Below are 18,778 nucleotides of genomic sequence, written 5' to 3' on the forward strand. Positions count from 1 at the left end.
CGTTGGCTCGAGGGAGCGCCAGCGACCGAAGCCAACACCGCCGCACCCCCGCTGGTCGAGTAGGCCCGCCAGGGCCGTATCGAGACCCGGTATCTGGCTGCGACCGTGTCGCGTGCGAGGTCTCGATACGCTCGTTCCTCGCTACTCGACCAGCGGGATGGGGGCGGCGGCACCCGGCCCGTCGCGGCCCCCGATCCGTCTCGCGGCCCGCGGTATGTCGGGGGCCGCGAGACACATCGGGGGCCGCGAGAGACATGCGCGCGCGGATGCCCGGGATGGCGCCGGCCGATCACCCTGGCTCCCGGGCTTCGGGGGCTACTCGCCGGCCTCGACCAGGTTGATGAAGGCGCTCAACTCGGCCAGCCCGTCCGGGGTCACCGGCAGGTACTCGATCAGCTCAGGCGAGTAGAGCAGGTAGGCCGCCCACTTCGCGCGGGAGATCGCCACGTTCAGGCGGTTCTTCATGATCAGGAAGCCCATGCCGCGGGGCACGTCCTCCGCCGACGATGCCGCGAGCGACACGATCGCGAGGGCCGCTTCTTGCCCCTGGAACTTGTCCACCGTGCCCACCCGCACCTCGCCGAGGCCCGCCGCGGCCAGCGCCGCGTGCACGACCTGCAGTTGCGCGTTGTACGGGGTGACCACGATCACGTCGCGCGGCTCGAGCGGCCGCGACATCCGCTCGCCGTCTGCGGCCGGCGCCGCCTCGCTCCACGCGGCGCCGAGCGCCCCGCGCACCAGCTCGACGACGGCCGCCGCCTCCTCGACCGACTCGGTCGAGTTGCCGCTGTGCGCGACGGGCACCGAGCGGAGTCCGGGCGCGATGCCGTCGAGCAGCCGCTCGCCCGCCACCGGGTGAGCGCGCAGGGCGCCCTCGTAGCTGAGCGCTGAGACCGGCGCGGTGACGGCCGGGTGCATGCGCCGGCTCTCGGCCAGGAAGAAGCCGTACGCCGGCGGCAGCACGTCGTGCCCGGCGCTGACCCAGCCGAGCGCGGACTGGTCCACCGGCTCCGGGTGCGTGCCCTGGCTGACCTGCGGCAGCTGCTGCGGGTCGCCGAGCAGCAGCAGGTTCGTGGCGGCGACGCTGGCCGCGATCGTGGAGGCGAGCGAGAACTGCCCGGCCTCGTCGATCACGAGCAGGTCGAGCGAGCGTCGGTTGAAGCGGGCCGGGTTGGCGAAGTCCCAGGCGGTGCCGCCGATGACGAAACCGGATGCCGCGTGGTCCAGCGCGAACAGCAAGTGCCCGTTCTTCTCCAGCTCGGTATAGCCGGGCACGCGCGCGCCGGGTTCGGTGCCGCTCTTCGGCACCTTGCCGACCAGCGCCCGGTCGAGCCCGGCCCGGACGACGCCCTCGAGCAGGTTCTCGACGACGGCGTGCGACTGCGCGACGACGCCGATCTTGTAGCCGTGCTTCTCGACGAGCTCGGTGATCAGGTGCGCGCCGAGGTAGGTCTTGCCGGTGCCGGGCGGGCCCTGCACGGCGAGTGCCTGGTGGTCCAGCGCGAGCGTGGCGGCGATGACCTCGTCCAGCACCGTCGCGGATGCTGCTTTCCCCTCCGCAGACTCCGGCGCGCGCGGCGCCACCCGGCGCAGCAGGTCGACGACGGCGTCCCGCGGCCAGCCGGACGCCTCGCGGCCGGCATCCACGATGCCCTGCGCCCAGCCGGCGATCGCGTCCTTCTGCGCACCGGCGGGCGGCGGCGAGCTGGGGGTGAGAGCCACCGGCACACGGTCGTAGGGCTCGGCATCCCGCGGCAGTGTCTCCAGCACGAGCACGCCGCCGTCGTCGTCGACGTCGAGCACCTGCACGCTCTTCGCGGCCCGCGCCCACGGGTTCGCCCGCTCGTCCGGCCAGGGCGCCGGGCTGTCGTAGAGCAGGAACGGCCCGGCCTGGTCGCCCTTCTTGATGGAGCTGCCGGGCGCGACGGCGCCGCGGATCCGCAGCCAGCGCCGGTCGACGCGCTGCTTGCCCTCGCGGTGCCAGTCACGTTCGACGGTGGCCGACTCGACCACCATCACGTCGCGGGTGTCGGCCCAGTCGGCGATCGGGTTCTCCAGCCGGGCGAAGTGCTCCCACCAGAAGCTCTTCTGCTCGCGCTGGTGGTAGTCGAGAGCGGCGGCGGCGAACGCGGCCGCCGTCTGGTCGGCGCCGCGGGCCAGGTCGAGCGGGTCGCCGGCGCGCGCCAGCAGGGCCTCCCGCAGTGGCGACGGCGCGAGCTCGATCACGGCGTCCCGGTCGGCGTTGGCGGCGGTCGGCGTGATGCCGTGCTCGCGGGCCAGGCCGAGCAGCCAGTCGCGCAGCTCGAGCGTGGAGCGGCAGTCGTACTCGTTGTAGCTGGCGATCTCGCGGAGCTTCTGCGCGCCGGCCTCCTCGTCACCGGCACCCAGCAGCGCCATTGCCGTCGCGTACTCGGTGATCGAGTCGGCGGCGTTGGTGACGCCGGCCTGATCGCGCTCCTCCTCGCCCATGTAGAGCGGCTCGAGCTTCTTGATCGAGTAGGAGCGGCTGCCAACGCGCAGCGCCGCCCGCACGATCGGGTACAGGTCGACGAGCACGTTGTCGCGCAGCAGCTGGTCGACCTCCTGCTCGCCGACGCCGTGCCGGGCGGCGAGGCTCAGCAGGTGGGTGCGCTCGTAGGCGGCGTAGTGGTAGATGTGCATGCCCGGGTGGGCGGCCCGGCGCTCGGCGACGTAGGCAAGGAAGTCGATCAGCGCCTGGCGTTCCTCGGCGTGGTTGTGCGCCCAGAACGCCACGAAGCGGTGGTCGGGTTCGATCAGGCCGAACAGGTAGTCCAACCCCCAGCGCGCCGAGGCGCCGTCGCCGCCACCCTGCTCGCTGTAGAGCGGGTCGCCCTCGAAGTCGAAGAAGATGTCGCCCGCATCCGGCACCGGCAGGGCCTCCAGGGCGGATGCCGCCACAACCTCGAACGGCGGAACACTCTGCGCGCCAGCGCCAGCGCCAGCGCCCGCCGCGGCCGCGGCCATCGCCTGCAGCTGCAGCCGGGCCTGCGCGCAGAGACCGGCCAGGGCGGCGTCGCCGATCCCGTCGATGCCGCGCCGTGCGCCGTCGCCGGCAGGCGCGGGCTCGCCGAAGGCCGCCAGCTCGTCGATCGTGCGGATGCCGGCCGCCCGCAGCTTCAGCCGCTGGCCGCCGCGCAGCCCCGCCACGAGGAAAACGTCGCGGTGCGCCTGGATCTCGGCCTCGCAGCTCTCGCACTGCCCGCAGGCGGCGTAGCGCTCGTCGCCCCACGCGACGATGCCGGTGTCGGCCCGCCTCTCGGCGATGATCCGCAGCAGGTGGGCCCGGCGGCGCCGGTACACCGGCAGGATGTCGACGACCCGGTGCTCGCTGACGTTGCCGTCGCCGAGCAGCAACTGCACGGTGTCGGCGACGGGCACGCCGATCTTCTCGAGCTGCTCGACGTAGGCGGCCAGCTGCAGCAGCGCCGTCACCTTGGCCGAGCGGGCCAGCTTCGTGTCCTGCACGAGGTAGCGGCCGTCACTCTGGCGCACGATGAAGTCGGCGAAACCGATGAAGTCGCCGTCGAAGAAGGCGGCCTGGAAGACGACGGCGGCCCCGGAGGCGAAGGCCTCCGCGGTGGCGGCGAGCGCGGCATCCCGGGCCACGGCGTCGAAGGCGCTCGGCCGGTCGATCTCGATCACCCCGGTGCCGACGCCCGCGAAGACACCGAACTGGGCGCGGTAGCGCTCCAGCACCGCTTCCTCGTGCGCGTCGCCGAGCTTTCCGGCACGCTCCAGCATTGCGTCGGCCTTCTGCGCGACCCTGTCGGCGCGGCCGAGCCGGGCGTCCAGGGCGCGGAGGAACGCGAACTCGCACTTCGACGCCGTCGCCAGGTCAGAGGCGCTCGTCACCACGACGTCGTCAAGCAGAAACACCCAGACCTCCTCGCGCGGGGCCGCTCGGCTCCGCTCTCTCCGAGGCTAGCCGCTGGCACCGACACGGCCGGACGGCGCGGCCGGACGGCGGCCCGCCGCCAGGGCCCGGGCGTTCCCGATGCGCCTAGTGCCCGAGCGCCTTGTCGATGCTCATCACGAGGATGACGCGGTCGGCGCTGTCGGCCGGCGGCTGCTGGGCGGCGTTGCCGTAGCGCTGCCCGAGGCGCACGTAGAAGGCGCCGCTCGGGTCATCGATCACCGCGCTCAGGTGCCCGCGCAGCTCCACGTAGGTGTGCGGGTCGGCCGGGTCGATCACGGCCAGGCTCATCGACGGGTTGTGCTTGAGGTTGCGGAACTTGCCGCGCTTGTTCGTGTGCGTGAAGTGGATCTCGTCGCCGACGCGCTCGAACCACATCGGGTTCACCTGCACCGTGTTGTCCGGGCGGATCGTGCCGAGAGCGGCGTAGATCGGCTGTTCGAGCAGGTACTCCAGGTTCGCGGGAATCACAGTCATACTGCAGTGAACCACGGATGCCGGCATCCGCACGCCAGGCGGGCCCCGCGCCCGACCCTTGCCCTGAGCCGAGCCAGCCCGTATTCTTCGAGACGTTGGGCCGACCGTCGGAGGGGCGGGCGCCGTGTTCCCGCTGAGCGGAGCGGCAGGGCCCACGACGCAGCCATCAAGGGGGATCCGCCGTGCAGCTCACCGCATCGTCGAAGCGTGCCGCGCTCTGTCTGGGCGTTGCCGCGCTCGGCATTCTCGGCCTGGGCGGGTGTGCCGGGGAGCCGGCCGCTCCCCCGGCCACCGTCTTCGTGACGGTCGCGCCGACCCCGCCGCCGACGCCCACCGCCACGCCGGAGCCCGAGGCGCCTCGGGCTGAGCAGCCGGTCGATTCCGCCCCGCCGATCGTCGTGGAGATTGAGCCGAACGCCCCGGCGGCCCCCGTGGTGCCCGGCCCCGCCGTGGACCTCGGGCTGGTCGACGGGGCGATGGGCCCGATCACGGCGGCCGGCGACGGCGCACTCCTGACCTACACGGTCGTCAGCGGCGACGTCTTCTTCGACATCGCCCAGCGCTTCGACCTGCCGCAGCAGCAGCTGCTCAAGATGAACCCGTCCATCCCGTCGCTCGGCACCGAGATCTACATCGGCCAGGTCATCAACCTCGACTGGACCACCACCCGCTAGGCCCCCACGCTGCGGAGGCGGCCCTGCTCCGGATGCGACGGCGCGTCAGCCAGGCCCCGGCGAGCAGCAGCACGCTGCCGAGCAGCAGCCAGGGCGCGGAGTCAACCCCCGTCGACGCCAGGGCGTCGTCCGAGGTGCCGGCCGGCACGGTCGACGGCACGACCGGCGGCACGACTGGGGGCACCACTGGGGGTGTGACCGGAGGTGTGACCGGCGGCACGACCGGAGGTGTGACCGGCGGCACGACCGGCGGGACGACCGGCGGCTCCGCGATCGTGAACCGCACGATCGTGACGGCACCCGTGGTCTGGCCGACGAAGGCCAGCAGATACTCTCCCGGCGCCAGCTGCGGCAGCGTCAGCCCGGCGCGCTGGACGGCACCGTCGACCACCGGCAGCGTGCCGAGCGGCGTCTGCGGGTCATAGAGGAACACGTCCACGAAGCTGTCCGTCGCCTCGCCCCACGGCACCGGGGCGGTGTCGGCACCGCCACCGGGCAGCACCGGCCACCCGTTGTCCCCGGCCTCCCCCAACAACTCGTCACCGTCGAGCGCGGGCCCGGGGCCCTGCGGCAGCCGGGCGTTCACGAGCAGCGCGACCACGGGCGAACTCGACGCGGCGAACCCCGTGTCGGCCGGTGTGAACGCGGCGCTCAGGCTGTGCGACCCGGCACCCAGCACGCTCGTCGTCGCCGAGAAGGTGCCAGCGGCCAGGCGGAAGATCCCACCGGAGAGAATGCCCCGCCCGAGGGAGGTGTCGCCGTCGAACAGCTCAATGCTGCCCCGCGCGGTGGCCGGGGTGACGGATGCCGTCACGGTCACGCTCGTGCCGGCGGCGACGGCCGCGGCATCCGGCAGCACCGAGAGCGAGACGCTGGTGTGCGCCGCCCAGCGCGCGTGCAGGGTGCTCGGCGCGACGACCGCGGTGGAGAATGCCCACTCGCTGCCGCCGTCGACGGCGGCGAACCAACCGAGGAAGTCGTGCCCGGCCCACTCGGGATCCTGGGGGCGCAGCACGAGCGAACCGTGGTCGAGCGTCTGCGCCGCAACGTCGCTGCCGCCCGCACTGTCGAAGTCGACCCGGTAGCTGTTGATGCTCCAGTGCGCGGTCAGCTCCACCGGGCCCGTGACACGGGTGCCGAAGTCCCACGCCGTGTCGGCATCGGCCGCAAACCAGCCGCCGAAGGCGTGGCCGGTGCGCGACGGCTCGGTCGGCTCCACGATCGCCGTGCCGTGATCGGCGGAGCGAGTCTCGACGGCGCTGCCGTCGCCCCGGTCGAGACTCACCGCGTATCGGTTCAGCGTCCACCTGGCGGTGAGCGCGACGGGCCCCGTGACCGGGGTGTCGAAGTTCCAGGCCGTGTCGGCACCCGCGGCGAACCACCCGACGAAGGCGTACCCGAGGCGCGTCGGCGTCTCCGGTTCCGCGATCGCGGTGCCGTGCGTCGCCGAACGAGACTCGACAGCGCTGCCGTCACCGCGATCAAGGGTCACCGCGTAGCTGTTCGGCGTCCACCTGGCGGTGAGCGTGACCGGGCCCGTGACCGCGGTGCCGAAGTTCCAGGCCGTGTCGGAGCCCGCCGCGAACCACCCGTCCAATCGGTGTCCGACGCGCAGTGGCGCATCGGGCTCCGCAATCCTCGTGCCGTGACCTGCCGACGAGACAAGGGCCGGACTGCCGTCGCCCCGGTCCACGGTCACCAAGTATGTGTTCAGCGACCACCGGGCCGTGAGCGCGACGGGGCCGGTGATGGGCGTGCCGAACTCCCACGCGGTGTCTTCGCCCGCCGCGAACCAGCCGAGGAAGCCGTGCCCGGCGCGCGTCGGCGTCGCGGGCGCGGTGGCCCGTGTGCCGCCATCGACCCGCTGCGTCTCAAGGGGGCTGCCGTCACCCCGATCGAAGGAGACCGTGTGCTGTTCCACCGCGTTCCAGCGCGCGTACCAGGTGTCCGACGCGGTGGCGAGCGCCGTCGAAGCCTCCAGCTGCACGCCGGAGCCGGTGGCAGCCGGCATCCAGCCGAGGAATGCGTGACCGTCGCGCGTCGGCGCAGCTGGCACGCCCAGCAGGGCGTCGGCGAGCGTGGGTGCGTAGACCCGGACAGGGGCTGGGGTGGGCGTTCCGCCCTGCGCGTCGAAGCTGAGCGGGTAGTTGTTTCCCGTGACGGTGCCGCTGAGGGCACCGAGAATCGTTCCGGCGTTTGCCAGCGACGCCCCGGTGGGGACGGTCAACCTGCTGCCGCCAGAAACCACGAGAACACCCGCGTTCGTCAGCGAGCCGGTCAGCGAGTCGCCCGCGTATCGGATCGCCTGGGAATCGTCGTAGCCGGTCGCCCCGCCACTGACGGTCACCCGCGCGGCCGACCCGATCGTGATGGTGGCGGGCAGCCCCTGGGTGCACACTCCGGTGTCCCTGTTGTACCCACCGGCAGTTCCAAGCCCTGGCGAGCATCCGCCCCGCCCCCGTGCGGTGACGATGCCGCCGTCGATCGTGATGACCGGTCCGGGCGCCGGCCCGGTGTCGGCCCCGAAGCCGGCCCAGCCGCTGCCGATTGCGGCAGACGTGTTGTCGGCTCCAGTCGCTCGCACGGTGCCGCCGCGGATCGTCACCGGCGGCGTTGGTGATCCAACGCCGCCGCCGATGCCCGCGCCACCGGTCGTGCCCCCATAAGCCGTCACGTCGCCGTCGATGATGGTGATCGAGCCGTCCGGGCTCGCAGCGCCGATGTTTCCGGCACCGATGCCGCTGGCGCGCAGGCCGCCGAACGCGACGATGGTGCCGCCGGTGATCGTGATGACTCCGAGCGTGCCGCCCGGTCGGCCACCGATTCCCGCAGCTCCCCCTCCTCCGCGGGCATCCAGTGTTCCCGGTCCCTCGATGGTCAGCGCGGCCCCCGCCGGCACCCCGATTCCGGGTTGGCCGTCCGTCGAGTATCTATCCCCTGCCCCTTCCACGGTGAGCACGTGCCCGCCGAGGTTGAGCGCGAGTGGGATGCCAACCGGTGCGACGAGCCCCGCGCCGCCCTGGGTGATGTCACCGCCGAGTCGCACCACTCCACCCGCTGCGAACGCCGCCTCCAGCTCTGCGAAGGTCGTGGGGTCCGCAGCGGCTGAGGCGGAGTCCACGGGGCCGGCGACCAGACCGGCCAGCGCGAGCGCCGGCACCAACAGCACGCTGAGCACACCGCGCAGAGCCCGGTGTGCGACTCCGCGCACCCCGCTGGCGATTGCGGGGCGGGCAGGCAGGACGGCGGCGGCGGCGGCGGGGGCAGGAGAATCCGACATCCTCCCACGCTCCCAGTGCGGCAGGGCCGGGACTATGGACCTAGGTCGCCACTTCTGCTTGGTGCGTCATCTCGTGCGGATGCCGCGGCTCAGACGAACCTGACCGCGGCCTGCAGCCGCGTGCGCACCTCGAACAGCTCGGTGCCGCCGATGCGCGCGGCGCCGGGCAGCCCGTCGCGCAGCACGCCGGGCAGGCGGGACTGCGTCACGAGCGCCGTCACCGCGCCGCGCGACTTGCCGAGGACCTCCAGCGAGCTGGGCGCCGCGTCATCCGGGACGACGATCAACAGCCCGGTGAACTTCACCTTGGCCGCCTTCGAGACCGACTTCGCCCGCACCGCCAGGTCGTGCATGGGCTGTTCGCCGTTCAACGCCTCACCGATGAGCTCGCCGCGCTTGATGCGCACCTCGCCGCCCCAGTCCTCGCTCTGCAGGGCGAAGAGACCGGTCGGGCCGAGCACGACGTGGTCGAGCTTCGGCGGCAGGGAGGGGCCGGCGGCGCTCGTGGCGATGTCGTGCCAGACCGAGAAGCCGATGCCGAGGGTCGCCACCTGGCGCGCGGTCACCTCTTCCGCGAGCGCATTGGCCAGCAGGTGGCGGATGTCACGGGGCGCCGAGCGCACCAGCGCCGGGTCGTACGGGTCGCTCAGGGGGCGGCCGCGGCCGACCCACTCGCGCATGAGCACGAGGTACCGCTCCCGGCTCCAGCCGCCGGGGTGGCCGTGCGAGCGGGCCGTCGGCCGGGAATCCCGGCGGGGGCCGGCGGCCTGCGCCGTCCAGGTGTGGCTCGGGGTGGACCCGGCGCCCGGGCCGCCCCGGTCGTAGCGGGCGCGCGCCTCACTGGTGCCGACCAGCACCCAGGCGCGCTGCACGGCGTCGAAGCGCACCGGGTCTCCCCCGGTGTCCGGGTGGGTGACCCGCAGCATCCGCCGGTAGGCCTTGCGCAGCTCCTCCTCGTTGACGTTCGAGGCGACGCCCAGAACTTCGTAGGGTGACGCGGAGAGGGGGCTGTCCTGCATGGATCACTTTCGGGCGAGATCAGAATGGTCACACTGAGACTAGCGGCCTCTGCCGAGAGCACGATCAGCGGGCGCCGAAGCCGCTTGCGCGCCCGCCCGGTGCGGCCTACCGTGGCGACAGACGGGCAGACGCCACGATCAACCGCGCTGCGCCCGTGCTGCTCTCACCGAAGGAGGCAGACATGTCCCCACTCCTCATCATCATCGTGGTGATCGCCGTGCTCATGCTTTTCGCCGGCAGCCTCATCGACGCGATCGGCTGGATGTTCTGGCTCGGGGTCGTGCTCCTCGTGGCCGTGTGGCTCGACTGGCTGCTGCGTGCCCGGGCCGCGCGGCGCAACGATCCCCGCTGAGCCTCCGGCATCGACTCAGCAGAGAATGCTCCAATGCGCGAGCTCTGAGGCGTTCTCTTCGGAGTCGATCACCGGAGGCGGGCGGATGCCGCGGCTCAGGCCTCCGGCGGCAGCAGGATGCCGTCATCCAGCAGCCGGCGCGCGCCGCCCAACAGTTCGGCGCGCAGCTCGGCCTCGTCCACCTCGAGCAGCTGGGCGAGGGCGCCGGCGATCGCCCCGACGCTCAGGCTGCCGTCCGAGGCGCCGACGAGGGCCGCCAGCGCGGTTCCCGGCGAGATGGTGCGGGCGAAGCCGCCGCCCTGGCGCAACAGCAGCTCGCTCGGGTCTTCGTTGCCCGGCCAGTAGTGGCGCTCCTCGGTCACGTCGCCGGAGACGGTGAGGCACGCCTCGGCGAACTCGGCGTCGCTCTGGGCGGCGTGCCAGTCGTGGGCGGCGAGGCAGTTGCCGAGGTGCACGCCGAGGCCCCACTCGTTGTCGCCGAGAGGGGTGTGCAGGCGCTCCAGGCGGGCCATCGTCGGGGTTTCGTCGGACAGGCGCAGTAGCACGTAGCCGAAGCCGACCTGGGTCACGCCGCGGTCGGCGAAGTCGTCGAGCCACGCGCCGAACAGCTGGTCGAACTCGCGGGTGCCGGAGCGGGTGCCGCCGTCGCGGATCCAGGTCTCCGCGTACCGGGTCGCCGACTGCACCTCGCGCTCCACGATCCAGTAGTCCAGCGCGGGCTCCAGCCAGCCCTGCAGCCGGTCGAAGGCATCCGGAACCGCCGCCGTGTACTCCCAGTTGCCGAGCATCTGCAGCACGCCGCCCGGCGTGAGGTGCGCCGCGGCGTCCCGCATCACGGTCTCGACGAGGGCGTCGCCGACCATGCCGCCGTCGCGGTACTCGTAGCTCGGCACGCCCTCCACCCGCGGCGTGATGACGAACGGCGGGTTGCTGATGACGTGGTCGAACCGCTCGCCGGCGACGGGCTCGAACAGGCTGCCCAGCCGGAACTCGACCCCCTCGATCTCGTTGAGCGCGGCGTTGAACGCGGCCAGCTCGAGGGCGCGCTGCGAGATGTCGGTGGCGACGACGCGGCCGGCGTGCCGGGCGGCGTGCATGGCCTGGATGCCGCAGCCGGTGCCGAGGTCGAGCGCCGAGTCGACGGCGTTCTGCAGCATCAGCGCCGAGAGCGTGCGGGAGGCCCCGCCGACGCCGAGCACGTGGTCCTCGCCGAGGGGGCCGCCGCGGGCGAGCTCGCCGAGGTCGGAGGTGATCCACCAGGAGGCGTGGCCGCGGCTGTCGGTGAACTCGTAGGGGCGCAGCTCGAGCAGGGCGCGCAGCGAGCGTTCCGGGGCGATGAGCTCAGCGGATGCCGGCCAGAGCAGGCCGAGCGCGATGGCGCCGTCCGCGCCGAGCTGCGGCAGCGCCGCCTGCACCTCGCTCTCCGGCACCCTGCCGCCGAGCAGGAACAGCTCGGCGAGTGTGGCGAGGGCGCCCGGCTCCCCTGTCCGGGCGCGGAGCGCGGCGAGCGCCCGCAGCGCGGGGAGGCGTTCGTTGCGACGGAGCGCGTCGGCGGCATCCGGGCCCCACAGCCCGTCGAGCGCGGCCTGCGTGAAGTGTGCCGCCGCAAGGTCGGCCCGGAGCCGGGCGATCGCGGGGAGGTCCAGTCGGACGGCGGGGCCCGCGGCGGGTGCGGAGTCGGCGGGCGGGGTCAGTTCAACGGCCATGCCTCAATTCAACTGCATGCGCGCTGTGCCGGCACACCGGGCGCCGTTCAGGCCGACGCGCCGGCGAGGTAGTCCCGCAGCACCGCGGCGTGGTTCACGAGCGGGTCGCGCGCTCCGTAGACCAGGGTGAGCGTCGTGTTCGCCGCGGCCAGGCGGCGCAGCTCGGCGACGGCGGCGACCGCCGCCGGCTCGCTCTCGAGCTCCGCCCGGTAGCGGGCCGCGAACTCGTCCAGGCGGGCCGGGTCGTGCCCCCACCAGGTGCGCAGGGCGGGGCTCGGCGCGGCGTCCTTCAGCCAGAGGTCGAGGGCGGCGCGCTCGCGGCTCACCCCGCGCGGCCAGAGGCGATCGACCAGCACCCGGAACCCGTCGGCGGGCTCGGCATCCGCGTAGGCCCGCTTGATCTGAACAGCCATACCTCATGCTCGCAGCTTGTCGCCGGAAAGCAAGACGCGCCGGGATCTCGCAGTCGTCATCCGGATTCGTCTGCTGGAATGTGTGCACCGTGAGGGTGCGCGCTGCGGAGCGCACCCTGATGAACGGAGGATTGGTGTGACTGCACGCACGGCCGAATACCCACGGCCTCATCATTTCTTGCTCCACCTGAGCGACACCCACCTGCTCGCTGGCGACGGCAAACTCTACGACCGGGTCGACAGCACGGCCCTGCTGCGGCGGCTCTTCGACGAGCTCGAAGCGTCGGGCGGGCGTCCGGAGGCGATCGTCTTCACCGGTGATCTGGCCGACAAGGGCCAGCCGGACGCCTACCGGCGCCTGCGCGAGATCGTCGAGCCGGTCGCCGCGCGGCTCGGCGCCCGCGTCATCTGGGTGATGGGCAACCACGACGACCGCGGGGCGTTCCGCCGCGAGCTGCTCGGCGAGGCCCCGTCGTCGATGCCGGTCGACGCCGTGCACGACCTGAACGGGCTGCGGCTGATCACCCTCGACTCCACCGTGCCCGGGCACCACTTCGGCGCGATCACCACGGCCCAGCTGGACTGGCTCGCCCGGGAGCTGGCCACGCCGGCGCCGCACGGCACCATCCTGGCGATGCACCACCCGCCGATCCCGAGTGTGCTCGATCTCGCCGTCTCGGTCGAGCTGCGCGAGCAGGCCCCGCTGGCCGCCGTGCTCCGCGGCAGCGATGTGCGCAGCATCATCGCCGGGCACCTGCACTACTCCTCGATGGCGACCTTCGCCGGGATCCCGGTGTCTGTGGCGTCCGCCACCTGTTACACCCAAGACCTCAACGTGCCGGTCGGCGGCACCCGCGGTCGCGATGGCGCACAGGCGTTCAACCTCGTGCACGTGTACCCGGACACCGTGCTGCACTCGGTGGTGCCGCTCGGCGGCTCCGCGCCTCTCAGTGCTGCACCGCTCAGCTACGTCGACGCCGCTGAGACGGCGCGCCTGCTGGCGGCCGACGGCATCCGCATCGCGCCGTCGACGGTGACCGGGCCGCCGACGACCCCGATCCCCGTCCTGGCGTAGGCCGGGCGCGTTCAGGGCTGGGCGGATGCCGCGGCGGCCCTCACCGCCTCGTTGATCGCCTCGGAGATCTCCGCGCCCACCTCGGCCTCCGCGTCGGCCGGGCGGTCCGTGTCCCGCTCCCACGGCGCTGGAAACGGGAAGTACTTCTCCAAGAATTCGGTCACGGCGGCCGTGCGTGTCTCGTTGGAGATCTCGGGCTTGCTGCCGTCGTTCAGGCAGAACATGTCCTGATCGCGGCGTTTGACGAGTTTGTCCATCGCGGGCAGCGCCGAGCGCAGCGTCGTCTCGATGTACTTGACCCGCGCGAGTGTCTGGGTGACGGCGTGCCCTGTCACCAGCGCGTAGTAGTGGTAGAGCGAGTTCGTCACGGAGATGTCGGTGGCCGAGCGAAACTGGCTGGCCGCTGTGCGGGCGAAGTCCTCGGCGAACTCCCGCTCCATCGTGTCGAGCACATCGGTGCGCAGGGGCGCGGCACAGTGCTCGAGGTGGCGGGTCGTCACCTTGCCGAAGCGCTGCTTGAGCAGCCGGCGGTTCACCCGGGCGGCGTTCTCAAACCCGCTGCGGCTCTGGTTGCTCTCGCCGAGCCCGATCCGGGTGCCGGCCTCGACGAACTTCGTCACGCCGCCCGGCGAGAAGAACAGCTCAGGGCTGAGCGGGCGCCCGAAGAACATGTCGTCGTTGGAGTAGAGGAAGTGCTTCGCGATGCCCGGGATGTGGTGCAGTTGCGACTCGACCGCGTGCGAGTTGTGGGTGGGCAGGGCGTCCGGGTTCTGGAAGAACTCCTCGCTGCGCACCACGGTGACCCGCGGGTGCTCGCCGAGCCAGGCCGGCACCGGGGAGTCGGTGGCGATGAAGATGCGGCGCACCCACGGGGCGAAGAGGTAGACGCTGCGCAGGGCGTACTTCAGCTCGTCGATCTGCCGGAAGCGGGCGTCGGAGTCGTCGCCGTCACCGACGACGTAGCCGGCCATGCGCGCCGCCCGCGCCCGCTGGAACGCGGCATCGCTGCCGTCCACCCAGGAGAAGACCATGTCGATGTCGAAGCTGACGTCGCTGGCCAGCTCGGCGAACATGTGCTCGAGGGTGCGCCAGCGGCGCCCGTAGAGCTCGACGGTGTCTTCGACCGCCTCATGCCGGGGCATGCGCGCGCGCATCAGCGCGTTCTCGCGCGGCGCGACGATCTCGTCGTCGCCGAAACGCCAGAGCTCCAGCTGGAAGGCGGTCTCCGGCCCGTACCGCAGGCGGCCGATCGGTTCGACGCGGGGGCGGTAGAGGCGGAACACCGCGGCCTTGCGCGCCGGGGACAGCACGCCGTCGGCGAGCAGCACGGAGGGTTTGCCCGGCCGGTCGAGCGTCGCGGAGTAGAAGGGCTCGTCGCGGAACGCCTCGGCGAGCGCACGGCTCAGCGCCCTGCGCTGGCGGCGGTCCACGGCGATCACCGGCCGGTCGTTGTCGCCGCGCACGAGCAGGAAGTCGATCCCGGCGTCGATGAGGGCTGCACGCACCGCGAGGAGGTCGTCGACCATCGACTCCTGCGGCGTGAAATGCCCGGAGGTGAGGGTGTACTCGCCGCGGCGCAGCACGAGGTCGGTGCGGGCGAAGCGGCGCGGCGTACCGCTCCCCGGGGCCACAGTTGGCTCCGTCTGACGGCGCAACACCGGTTCGGGTTCGGCGCTCAGGAAGCCGTGCCGTTCGCGTTCGGGGGCGAGGGCCCTGGCGTCGTCGCTGCGGGCGAAGGCCGCCGGCTTACTCGGATCGCCCAACGGGTGGGGCTTCTCGGTGTCACGCGGAATGTCTGTCATCGAAGCGGCCCCTCTGCACATCAGCCAGAGCTTGCGCGCCTCTGCCACGCGGCGCGTGCGGCGACCCAAGATGGCTGATCACAGACTAGCTTGCGGGCCTAGAAGGCTCGCCGATGCGCGGGTGCCCGGCGGCTACCGGCTCCAGCCGATCTCGGGCACGTGCTGCGCCGAGTAGCGCGGTTGCGGGATGACGGCGAGCGGTTCGGTCGGCGGGCCGAAGTCGGGAAGCGGCGGCACGGCGGGTTCCGGCTTGGCCTCGGCGCGCAGGCGTACAGTGCGTGCGGACCGCGCTGCGGCGCCATCCGCGCGACGGCGGGCGACGCGACGCTCGACGGCGGCGCCGCGCTCGCTCAGTGCGCGGACAATGGACTCGAACTCGTCGTACATGTGGGGGCTCCAGAGGGGGAAGATGGCTACCGACACACACTCCTCCCCCGGGCATCCGCACAGATCAGGGCAGCACCCCGAGCGCGCTGCGGGAGAGCACTGAAGCCCGCCTGCGTGCAGCAACGGCTCCGCGAACCGCGCTCAGGCGTGCAGCAGCCGCAACCGCCGCTCGGCCTCCGGTGCCAGCGCCGCCCTGGTGTGCTCGCCGAGTCCGAGGCCCAGTGCGCGTTCCAGGTCGGCCCGGGTGTCGACGTCGGCGCGCACAGTGGACTCCGGGCCGAGCGCCAACGCCTCGTGCCCCGCCTGCACGTGGCGGGCGAACGAACCGCTGCCGAAGGCGGGCTCCAACCGGGCACCGGGGCGCGCGGTCAGGAGCGTGGTGCCGGTGCCGTCGTGGTCGGCGACGACCGCCTGCTGGTGCCGGCCGGCAGCGTCGAGGGCGCCCGCCAGCTCGGCGGGGCGGAGGGCCGGCAGGTCGCCGAGCATCACGGCGAGGCCGCCGCCGTCGTGCTCGCCCCTGGCGGCGCGGAGGCCGAGCCGGATCGAGGGGTTCAGGCCCTGCACGGCTCCCTGCTGCACGATGCGCAGGGTCGTGTCTTCCGGGCGCACGAGCGGCAGCAGGGCCGCCCCCAGAGTGTCGTCGTCGGTGACCACGAGCAGCGAGGCGACGCCTTCGGTGCGGGAGGCCGCGACGATGGTGTCCAGGGCGATGGCCCTGGCCAGCTCCGGTGTGCCGTCGGCGAGCCGGCTCTTGGCGGTGTCAGAGCGGCGCACCGGGATGACCAGCGACCAGTGCAGCGCACCGAGGTCACGTTCGAGACCCATGGCTCCTCCTCCGCGACCGCAGCTCGTTCACAACAGCTTCTGGTTCCACGGTAGCGGCAATATCGCCGGCCCGGCCCGGGCTGCCCCATGAACAGAGGCACCCGCGAGATCGCGGGTGCCTCTGTGCGCGCCGGCGTTGTGCGCCGGAACGCGGCCGCTACGGCGTCGCCGGCGCCTCGGGTTCTCCGAGGCTCAGCATCAGCCGGTTGGCCCAGCTGAAGAACGCGGATCCGTGGATGACGTCCGCGATCTCGAGCGGGTCGAGTCCCTGTGCGCGCAGCTCGGCGATGTGGCCGGCGGTCAGCGCGACCGGGGTGCTGGCGAGGGCGACGGAGGCGTCGACGATGGCCCGCCAGCGCGAGTCGAGCGCGGCATCCGTGCCCTCGTCGAGCAGGCGCTGCACGTCGTCGCCGCGCTTGGAGTGGTGGCTCGCGAAGCGCGAGTGCACGCTGGCGCAGAAGATGCAGCCGTTGTGCCTGCTCGTGGCGGTGGCGGCGAGCTCGCGCTCGGCCCGCGGCAGGCCCTCCTTGGTGTTGTAGAAGATGTCCTTGTCGGTGCGGGTGCGGGCGCCGAGGATCTCAGGGTCGCGGGCCAACAGGGCGAAGTAGGGCGATTTGGCGCGCGAGGCGTCGACGAGGCCCGTCCAGTGCCGCTCCTCGAACTCGGATTCCGGCAGCGGCTCCAGCCACGGCACCCAGCCGAGCTCAGCCTGGGTGAAGGCGACGGGGCGGTCGAGGTCTGCGTGTTCGATCACGGCCTCGGGGGCGACGGCTGCGGGTGTGGACGAGGTGGTCATGACAGGAGCTCCAATCCGGCGACAACGCGAATCTGAAAGGTGAGGAAGGCGACGAGCTGGGAGAGCGTGACGATGTCGCTCGTGCTCCACCCGGCGTCGAGCAGCGCCTGCAGCGCGGCGGGGCTGGCCTCGCGCGGGCGGAAGACGAGCAGGTGGGCGTGGTCGAGGGCGGCGGACAGGCGCACGCCGAGCACGTCCCGGCGATCGGGGGCGACGCGGTAGCGGAGCCCCTCGGTGTCCTCGACGCTGAGCGGGCCGGCCGGGTAGGCGCCGTAGGGGCCGCTGGTGCGGGCCGCGGCGATCTCGGTGGCGACGGCCTGCGGCAGTGCGCGCGCCGACTCGTCGGCGACCGGGGCGGCGGCCGCGCTGAGCAGCTGCTCGGCGTAGTACCGCTCAGTCGGGGCCGAGGCGTGCAGCCCCGCGACGAAGGCGGCGACCGCGAGGCGCTCGACGGCGCTCACCGTGCCGGGGTGCTCAGGGGTGAACAGCGCGTCATAGCTGGCCTGCGCGTTGGCGCGGGTGACGGGGCGGCGGGCGCGCAGCTCGTCGATGGCCGAACCCGGGGTGACCCCGAGCAGCTCATCAATCACGTCGGGCGGGGTGATGGTGGTCATGCGTGTGCTCCTGTTCTGGTGTGTGCGGCGGATTCGCCAGCGAGCGATTCGAGCGAGTGGTGGCCGATGCCGAGCGCGGGCGCGACCTGGGTGGCGATGAGCTCGATCGAGCGCAGCACCAGCTCGTGCGGCGGGTCGACGGAGTGCACCTGGAAGACGACGTCGCTGACCCGGTCGAGGCTGCGGTCGGCCGCGAGCGATTCGATCACGTCGTCGACGGTGCCGATGTGCGTGTCGAGGCCGGCGATCAGATCCTCGAGGGAGTCGCCCTCGATCTGCTGGCCGCCGGCGCGGAAGCCGGCTGCCGCCCGCCGCAGGTTCGGCTCGGCGATGCGCAGCGCCTCTGCACGGTCGTCGGCGACGAAGAGCGTGCGGGAGGCCATGATGCGCGGCGTCGCCCCGGCCGGGAGGGCCTCGTAGTAGGCGTCGACGATGGGGCGTTGGATGTCGTCCAGGCTCGCGCGGGGAGCCCCGGGCGGGCGCGGCTGGGTGCGGGAGAGCATCAGGCCGTCCCCCGCTGCGGCGGCCCGGCTGCCGCCGGCCACCGAGAACGTCGCCTGCCAGAGCTTGCCGCCGAGCTGCGGGGCCGCCGGGTAGAGCCGGTTCTCACGGGCGGCAGCGAAGTCCGCGCTGCCCGCTCCGAGCGGGAGGCCGGCGAAGGCGTCGCGCAGCACGGCGAGGTGGTCGGCGAAGATCGCGCCACGGTCCTCGCTGCGCTTGCCGAAGGCGGCGAACGAGGAGGCGGTGCCGCCCGAGCCGACGCCCAACTCAAGGCGCCCGCCGGCGAGCAGGTCGAGCACCGCGGCGTCTTCGGCGACCCGCACCGGGTCCTCCAGCGGCAGCGTCACGATGCCGGTGCCGAGCCGGATCGTCGAGGTCTGGGCGGCCACATGGGAGAGGAACACGAGCGGCGCGGGCAGCCCGCCCTCGCTGGCGCTGAAGTGGTGTTGGGCGACCCAGGCCGAGTCGAAGCCGAACCGCTCGGCGGTGCGGATCTGCTCGGCAGCGAGCCGGTAACGCTCCCCCGGTGCCGCCTCGTCAAGCAGGCGGGTGAAGAATCCGAGGCCGCGTCGGGCCGGCTGTGTTGAAGCAATGTCGCTCATGCTGAGAACTCCTTGACTGATGGCACTGCTGCGAGCAGTTGTTGGGTGTATTCGTGTTGTGGGCTGCCGAAGATCTGGCTGGCGCTGCCGGTCTCGACGGCCCGGCCGCGGCTCATCACCGACACCGTGTCCGAGATCTGCCTGACGACGGCGAGGTCGTGCGAGATGAAGAGGTAGCTGAGCCCGAGCTCGGCCTGCAGGCTCTCCAGCAGCCGCAGGATCTGCGCCTGCACCGTGACATCGAGGGCGGAGACGGCCTCGTCGAGCACCAGGATCTCCGGGTTCACCGCGAGTGCCCTGGCGATGGCGACCCGCTGGCG

15 protein-coding genes and 1 pseudogene are annotated in these 18,778 nt (G+C 72.6%); 3 read left to right on the forward strand and 13 right to left on the reverse strand.

Annotated elements, in window-relative coordinates; translation table 11 throughout:
• Positions 1-315: 315 nt before the first annotated feature.
• Both GY24_RS14015 and GY24_RS14020 read right to left on the reverse strand, forming a co-directional pair.
• Positions 316-3,897 (reverse strand): TM0106 family RecB-like putative nuclease, encoded by a 3,582-nt coding sequence (locus GY24_RS14015; RefSeq protein WP_104476803.1) that lies wholly within the window; start codon positions 3,895-3,897, stop codon positions 316-318.
• A 124-nt stretch (positions 3,898-4,021) separates the two neighbouring features.
• Positions 4,022-4,411, reverse strand: a complete 390-nt coding sequence (locus GY24_RS14020) for a PPOX class F420-dependent oxidoreductase (RefSeq protein WP_083364758.1) — start codon at positions 4,409-4,411, stop codon at positions 4,022-4,024.
• Positions 4,412-4,593: 182 nt separating this feature from the next.
• On the opposite strand from GY24_RS14020, the gene GY24_RS14025 reads away from it, so the two are divergent.
• Positions 4,594-5,085: a LysM peptidoglycan-binding domain-containing protein gene (locus GY24_RS14025; RefSeq protein ID WP_104476805.1), complete on the forward strand. Its 492-nt coding sequence runs from the start codon at positions 4,594-4,596 to the stop codon at positions 5,083-5,085.
• Here the strand turns inward: GY24_RS14025 and GY24_RS14030 are convergent.
• Both GY24_RS14030 and GY24_RS14035 read right to left on the reverse strand, forming a co-directional pair.
• A complete protein-coding gene (locus tag GY24_RS14030; protein ID WP_133161205.1) occupies positions 5,057-8,365 on the reverse strand; it encodes an InlB B-repeat-containing protein in 3,309 nt (1,102 codons plus the stop codon). The two genes, GY24_RS14025 and GY24_RS14030, sit on opposite strands and share 29 nt — an antisense overlap.
• 89 nt (positions 8,366-8,454) lie before the next feature.
• A complete protein-coding gene (locus GY24_RS14035) occupies positions 8,455-9,384 on the reverse strand; it encodes a J domain-containing protein (RefSeq protein ID WP_104476809.1) in 930 nt (309 codons plus the stop codon).
• A gap of 182 nt (positions 9,385-9,566) precedes the next feature.
• On the opposite strand from GY24_RS14035, the gene GY24_RS17710 reads away from it, so the two are divergent.
• Positions 9,567-9,737, forward strand: coding sequence for a hypothetical protein (locus GY24_RS17710; RefSeq protein WP_161498749.1), 171 nt, complete (start codon positions 9,567-9,569; stop codon positions 9,735-9,737).
• Between the two features lie 95 nt (positions 9,738-9,832).
• On the opposite strand, the gene GY24_RS14040 is transcribed toward GY24_RS17710, so the two are convergent.
• The gene (locus tag GY24_RS14040; RefSeq protein WP_104476811.1) at positions 9,833-11,443 is read right to left on the reverse strand and encodes a DUF7059 domain-containing protein; all 1,611 of its coding nucleotides are present in this window, start codon (positions 11,441-11,443) and stop codon (positions 9,833-9,835) included.
• 47 nt (positions 11,444-11,490) lie between these two features.
• Positions 11,491-11,856 carry a DUF488 domain-containing protein gene (locus GY24_RS14045; protein WP_104476813.1) on the reverse strand — a complete coding sequence of 122 codons (366 nt, stop codon included), beginning with the start codon at positions 11,854-11,856 and terminating at the stop codon, positions 11,491-11,493.
• A gap of 136 nt (positions 11,857-11,992) precedes the next feature.
• Here GY24_RS14045 and GY24_RS14050 point away from each other — a divergent pair, with 136 nt between their 5' ends.
• Positions 11,993-12,931, forward strand: coding sequence for a phosphodiesterase (locus tag GY24_RS14050; RefSeq protein WP_104476816.1), 939 nt, complete (start codon positions 11,993-11,995; stop codon positions 12,929-12,931).
• Positions 12,932-12,942: 11 nt separating this feature from the next.
• Here the strand turns inward: GY24_RS14050 and GY24_RS14055 are convergent, their stop codons facing one another.
• The 7 genes and pseudogenes from GY24_RS14055 to GY24_RS14085 all read right to left on the reverse strand — a co-directional run.
• Positions 12,943-14,733 carry a stealth conserved region 3 domain-containing protein gene (locus tag GY24_RS14055; RefSeq protein WP_104476818.1) on the reverse strand — a complete coding sequence of 597 codons (1,791 nt, stop codon included), beginning with the start codon at positions 14,731-14,733 and terminating at the stop codon, positions 12,943-12,945.
• 132 nt (positions 14,734-14,865) lie between these two features.
• Complete coding sequence (locus tag GY24_RS14060; protein WP_133161206.1) at positions 14,866-15,156, reverse strand: hypothetical protein; 291 nt, start codon at positions 15,154-15,156, stop codon at positions 14,866-14,868.
• Positions 15,157-15,261: 105 nt separating this feature from the next.
• Entirely contained in the window at positions 15,262-15,945 is a 684-nt protein-coding gene (gene cofC, locus GY24_RS14065; protein ID WP_104476822.1) for a 2-phospho-L-lactate guanylyltransferase, read from the reverse strand.
• Positions 15,946-16,102: 157 nt separating this feature from the next.
• Positions 16,103-16,741: an alkylhydroperoxidase domain protein gene (locus GY24_RS14070; RefSeq protein WP_104476824.1), complete on the reverse strand. Its 639-nt coding sequence runs from the start codon at positions 16,739-16,741 to the stop codon at positions 16,103-16,105.
• A complete protein-coding gene (locus GY24_RS14075) occupies positions 16,738-17,355 on the reverse strand; it encodes a CMD domain protein (RefSeq protein ID WP_104476825.1) in 618 nt (205 codons plus the stop codon). The genes GY24_RS14070 and GY24_RS14075 overlap by 4 nt, the downstream gene beginning before the upstream one ends.
• Positions 17,352-18,458, reverse strand: a complete 1,107-nt coding sequence (locus GY24_RS14080; protein WP_104476826.1) for a putative FMN-dependent luciferase-like monooxygenase — start codon at positions 18,456-18,458, stop codon at positions 17,352-17,354. The genes GY24_RS14075 and GY24_RS14080 overlap by 4 nt, the downstream gene beginning before the upstream one ends.
• A pseudogene (locus tag GY24_RS14085) lies at positions 18,455-18,778 on the reverse strand (ABC transporter ATP-binding protein); the annotation flags it as partial. The pseudogene GY24_RS14085 and the gene GY24_RS14080, both read right to left, overlap by 4 nt.

The organism is Microterricola pindariensis (assembly GCF_002936985.1).
GTDB lineage: Bacteria > Actinomycetota > Actinomycetes > Actinomycetales > Microbacteriaceae > Microterricola > Microterricola pindariensis.